At 55.8% G+C, this 6007-nt stretch carries 4 protein-coding genes; all 4 read right to left on the bottom strand.

Going from position 1 to position 6007, the window contains the following annotated elements:
* Positions 1 to 2211, bottom strand: a 2211-nt coding sequence (locus tag H7225_RS09010; RefSeq protein ID WP_290660996.1) for a calcium-binding protein, incomplete at its 3' end; no start/stop codon positions are given.
* 1 nt (position 2212) lies between these two features.
* Positions 2213 to 2656, bottom strand: a complete 444-nt coding sequence (locus H7225_RS09015) for a hypothetical protein (protein WP_290660998.1) — start codon at positions 2654 to 2656, stop codon at positions 2213 to 2215.
* A 196-nt stretch (positions 2657 to 2852) separates the two neighbouring features.
* Entirely contained in the window at positions 2853 to 4349 is a 1497-nt protein-coding gene (locus H7225_RS09020; RefSeq protein ID WP_290661000.1) for an HlyD family type I secretion periplasmic adaptor subunit, read from the bottom strand.
* On the bottom strand, positions 4346 to 6007 hold a 1662-nt coding region (locus H7225_RS09025; RefSeq protein ID WP_290661002.1), incomplete at its 5' end, for a type I secretion system permease/ATPase. The genes H7225_RS09025 and H7225_RS09020, both read right to left, overlap by 4 nt.

The following is a 6007-nucleotide window of genomic DNA, read 5'->3' on the forward strand; positions in this document are numbered from 1 at the left end:
GAAGATGTTGGTATGTACCGCAGAACCCCAGCCAAGGGTATCCATCTTGATCACGTCATTCCCCGCGCCTCCCTCTATTGCGTTGCTAGCCGAGAAACTAAACGAAATCGTGTCGTTTCCATCGTCACCACGCAGTACGTTAGTGCCACTTCCAGAGTCTGTAATGTTGTCATCACCCGCTCCTCCATACAAATAGTCGTCCCCCTGAGGAGAGACGATTGTGTTGTTCAAAGCGTTGCCGACTACCGTCCATCCGCTGGCATCTGAAGTCGTATAAGTCAGGACACCGGGCGAGCCCAAGTAAGTGATCTGGTTTGCCAAAAGCAGACTTTGGATATCTGGCGTTATTGCTGTCGCATTTAAAATGTCCGCAATCGTGGCACCCGGTTGCCAACCAATTCCCGCCAAGCTATCACCCGCGTATTTTCGCAAGTCAATCAGATCATTTAGTGCATCTCTGGTCGATTTACCGTGCACCATGGCCACTGCTGCGGATGGGTCGTAGTGCAATACAGAATCATCCAATCGCAGCACTATACTGTCCAAGTACGGTTTGAGGCGGGTCTGCACAGCCAAAGCTGCATATACGGATTCGCGGAACGAGTCGTACGCACTTAGCAATACAGGCGCTTGATTGGCGAATATGTTATAGGTCGTCACCGGATTGCCATCGATACCGGTGGCAATGGTGGGCGCCTGCATACCAGCATCGGCTACGTTCATCCCATTAAATACTTCTAGCACGGGTATTACTGTTCGCAACTTTTCGGACGTAGCTGCATCGCCATTGACTACAAACAGGCGGTGCTGGTCACTTGCCGGCGCCATTAACAGCGTCTGATTGGTCTCGGCCCACAAGCGCAACAAATCATCAACAAGGGCCATCTGCGCTTCTTTGGTCGTGGCAGTGGAAAAGGCCTGCACCTTGGCAATCAAAACCGCGCTTTGCGGTGTACCTAAACTCATAGCTTCACGGAGATCGCGTACCCAACCGCTGCCGCGCATCTCGGGCAGGGCCTCAGCAGCAGCGCTCAGGGCGACTGTGTTTGTAAAGGAACGGAAAAACGGGTTGCTGGTCAAATTAATATTGGCCGCTGTTGTGTCAGTTGCCACGCCAACGGCGCCAGCAATGGTAGTGGTGCCGTTTGTACGAGTGACGACCGATGTCCCGCTAACTACGTTGCCATTGCCCAGATCAATTGTTGTTGTAGAGGCGTTGAGTCCGATACTGGCAATGTTTTTATCTGACAGACTAAATAATTCATTGCTTTGGCTAACACCATCCTGATTGATGTCTTGCCACACCCGTACCTGAGTGAAGGCTGCATCGGCTGCATTGAATAAATTGTCGTGGTTAGTGTCTAACGTAGCCAGGGCTTGAAAGCCGGTATTGGCATAGACAGCATCCACCCCGGGAGTTCCGGTGAGTACAGTGTCCGCACCAAAGAGTTCACGCCCGGAATCAATCAACCCATTGCCATTGCGATCCAGCACCAGCCAAGCGTCGTCACCGGCTACCCACCCAGTACCGGTCTTGACGCCATCTGCGTTGTGGTCAAAGAGGATGGGGTTGGCGGATATGCCTACAGTATTTGCACCATTGCCATCTATATCAATTGCCAGTGGGTCACGGCTTATTGGCGGACGTGTTCTGGCGCCATTTCTATATGAGCCGTTGCCCCTACGATCGAATGAAGGCTCCCAGTGCTGATTGTGCATTGGATCTTCGTATGGGAATGGAACAAGCGGTGCCTCAGATCCAGGCGCGTAGTTGTCCGATGGAGGAAATTGCCTCGGTGGCAGGGGAAGTCCGGCCCTGCTTAGCATTTCATTAACAGCTGAATTGCTGTTCTGGTCGACCGGCCGGTAGGCATAGCCTTCATCATTTATCTGCTTCATGGCATCGCGAATTCGCTGCCAATCTCCCGATAGATCGCCTCCACTTGCCACCAGCTCCATGTGGTGTGTTTTACCTGCCGCCGGGAAGTCTTCAAGGCCGATGCCAGCCTTATATTCGTTTTCCCCCACGCCGAGTTTCCCTCCAAAGAGGGTCAAGCCCAACTGCCCAGCAATTACATTGGCACCCTTTTCTGGCCCACCTGCTATTATTTTTTGTGGCCCGGAATCTGGCGTATAGACCAAATACGTGTGATTGAATATCTGACCATTGATATTGCCAATTTGACGATATCCGACTTGGATCGTTGCCATGTTATTTCCTAGAAATACTGTTTGAGCCAATCGAGGCGACTACGCCGACCAATTGGCCATTCAAAAATTTGACCTCAATGCCCGCCGATGCTTCTGCAAAAAAGTAAGGCCATCGCCCGCCCTCCAAGAACAAAACGCCATACAGTGGTGCGATTGGCGGCAATGGTGGTTCAGTCGGGCTGTTGACGAAGGTTTCGCTTAGCCCAAGCGCTTGGAAAATCACCCGACACTCCGTTACGCCCATACCTTGTTTCAGATACTGACTAGCAATGTCAGAAATATCCGTTACACCTTCCTTATTTGCTTTCCATCTCACATGTGCATCTTCTGCGAATTGGCTTGGGAATATTTCAATCCGGGGCCAATGAAAAACTACTTTTGTGCAGCTTCCAATTAAAGCCACGGTTGCCACTATGGCAATCCATCCAATGATACGTTTGAGCATCTCAATCCTTCATATGTCGCGCGATGTATTGGAAATACACCTCGTTGTTAATCTTCCCTCCGCGCTACTGAAAATAATATTGGTAGGGTGGCCTCCAGACTTTCTAAAGCCAGCTCTAAAACCCATGTAATTCGTTGCCATTTCCTTGCTCATCTTGCCTACTATGTTTCATTTCTATGTATGCCGTTCATATCTGTCACCGCTCCCTTAAACTTTCACTCCCCGCCCTCTGCACCGCAGACAACAGATACTCAATAATCCTTCTCTGCCCCGTCTTGATCTCCGCCGTGATGTTCATCCCCGGGCTGATATGCACCCGCTTGCCATCCACCAGCATGTCGCTCTTGGCCAGCGTCAACGTGGCCGGGTAGTACGAACCCTTCTTTTCATCCGTCACCGCATCGGCAGTCACCATGTCCACGTTTGCCGTCACCGTGCCGTACTTGGTGTACGAGAAGGTCTCCAGCTTCACCTCCGCACTCTGGCCTGCATTCACAAAGCCGATGTCCTGGTTGGCTATGGATATCTCGGCCGTCACAGTCGCACTCTCGGGCACCACAATCATCAACGGCTGCGCTGATGTGACGACACCACCCACCGAATGGATGGCTAGTTGCTGGATGACGCCTGCTACCGGCGCAATCAGTTGGGTTTGGCGTTCACGCTGGGCGGCCTTGGTCTGATCCTGGGCCAGTTGCTGCAGTTTGGACGCCGCTTGGGCCTGGCGGTCATTGAGTAGCCTTTGCGTTTCCATGCGGAAGGCCACGCGGGCTTGCTGGGTCTCGCGCAATGTTGATTGCGCTTCTAGCAGCCGGGCTTGGGTGGTGGACAGGTCCCGCTCCAACTCCACCCGCTCACGGGTCTTGTCCTGGGTCATGTGGCTGGACACAAAGCCTTGAGCCACCAGTTTCTTGAAGTCGTCTTCACGGGTCTGCGCCATGGGCACGGTGGCGCTGAGCTTGGCTACGGTTTGCTGCACGGTGCCAATCTCGGCATTGCGGCGGCTGGCTTCGGCATCTAGCTTGGCCAGCTTGGCATTGATGTCTTGCCACTCGGCCAGCAGTTGGGCCTGGGCTGCGGCTTGTTCGGCGGTGGTCCAGGGTATGGTGGTGGTACCGGTGCTGGGTGCAACCGTTTTGGCATAAAGCTCATTCGGTAAATCGGCCTCTAGCCCTCGCAGAATGGGATTATCTTGCTTCTGATTCGATAGCAATTGAAGCAAGACACCGGTGCGCATCACTTCCGACGCTGCAGCAGTGAGCTGGTCTTGCACGGCGGTCTTGTCGGCGGTGGCTATGGTGGGGTCCAGCTCCACCAGCACCTGGCCGGCCTGGACGCGGTCGCCGTCTTTGACCAGCACCTTGCGCACCACACTGGCTTCCAATGGTTGGATAACCTTGGTGCGGTCGCTGACGATGATGCGGCCCGGGGCCACGGCGACGATGTCCACCGTGCCAATACACGCCCAGACCAGGGCGATGCCGAACAGGACCATGATGGCGTAGGCAAAGCGCCGGGGTGCGGGGTGCACCGGGGTCTCGACCAAACTCAAAGCGGCAGGCAAGAATGCCACTTCGTCGGCCATGCGTTTGGGGCCGGCCAGTTCGGCGCGGTAGGCCCAGGCTGCGCCGAAGACGGCTTTGTAGCGGGCAAGGAGTTCGATGGCAGGGTGGCGTTGCTTGCTGGTGCTCATGCTGCGGCGCCTTCGGGTTTAACGGTTGCAGGCATATCGCCGGCTGCGGTTCCGCTAGGCCGCACGCCATCTTGCATGCGCCACAGGTGGGCGTAGATGCCGCTTTGCTTGGCCAGCAGTTGGTCATGGGTGCCGGTTTTCACGATGTTGCCCTGGTCCATGACGACGATGCGGTTGGCATTGCGCACAGCGCTCAGGCGGTGGGCGATGATGAGTACGGTGCGGCCATTGCAGATCAGGCGCATATTGCTCTGGATGATGGCCTCAGACTCATAGTCCAGCGCACTGGTGGCTTCGTCAAAGATCAGGACCTTGGGGTTGTTGAATAGAGCACGCGCGATGGCGATGCGCTGGCGCTGGCCGCCCGACAGGCTGGCGCCCTGTTCGCCAACCATGGTGTCGTAGCCTTCGGGCAGTTCGCTGATGAAATCGTGTGCCCCTGCCAGCATGGCCACGCGCATCACGGCTTCGATGGGGGCTGCAGGGTCGGTGATGGCGATGTTCTCGCGCACGCTGCGGTTGAAGAGTAAATTTTCTTGGAGGACTATGCCGACCTGGCGACGCAGTTGGGCGGCGTCTATCAGGCTGATGTCTATGCCGTCTACCAACACACGGCCACCTTGGGGGCTGTAGAGGCGCTGCACCAGCTTGGTCAGCGTGCTCTTGCCGGAGCCGGAACGGCCTACGATGCCGATGACTTCACCGCTTTGTATGTCCAGGTCCACGCCTTTAAGCACGGGTGGCGCATCGGGACGGTAGCTGAAAACCACTTTGTCGAGCGTGATGCGGCCTTTGAGCGGAGGAAGTTGGGCTGTGCTCGTCGGGGGTACTTCGGTGTGGGTGTTGAGGATGTCGCCCAACCTAGCGACAGAAATTCCTGTCTGTTGAAAATCGGTCCAAAGTTGGGCCATGCGCATGATGGGCTGGCTAACCCTTTGGGCAAACATGTTGAAGGCGATGAACTGGCCAACCGAGAGTTCGTTGTCCATGACCAAATGGGCGCCGTACCACAGGGTGGCCGCATTGACCAGTTTGCCGATCAGGTTGACGGCTTCGTGGGCCACGGTGGCAAGGTTCTGGGTTTTGAAGCTGGCGGTTACGTAGGCAGCCAACTGGTTGTCCCAGCGTTTGCCAAAGGCGGGCTCCAATGCGGTGGCCTTGACGGTCTGGATGGCGCTGACAGTTTCGACCAAGAGGGCCTGGTTTTCTGCGCCGCGGGCAAACTTGTTGTCCAGGCGGGCGCGCAAGATGGGGACGACGGCCAGGCTGAGGCCAAAGTACAGCGGCAGGCTGACAAGCACGATCAGGGTCAGGGGCACGCTGTAAATCAACATGACGGCGATGAAGACGATGGAGAAGAAGACGTCGAGCACTACCGTCAAGGCGTTGCCGGTTAAGAAGCTGCGGATGTTTTCCAGCTCGCGCACACGGGCAACCGAGTCGCCGACACGGCGGGCCTGGAAGTAGGCCAAGGGCAAGGCCAGCAGGTGGCGGAACAGGCGGGCTCCTAGCTCTACGTCGATACGACTGGTGGTGTGGCTGAACACATAGGCACGCAAGGCGGAGAGGATGCTTTCGAAGATGACGACTACGACCAGGCCAATGACCAAGACGTCCAGAGTCGTCATGCCTTTGTGGACCAGGACTTTGTCCATGAC

Origin of the sequence: Aquabacterium sp. (assembly GCF_014378415.1) — a bacterium.
GTDB lineage: Bacteria > Pseudomonadota > Gammaproteobacteria > Burkholderiales > Burkholderiaceae_C > Aquabacterium.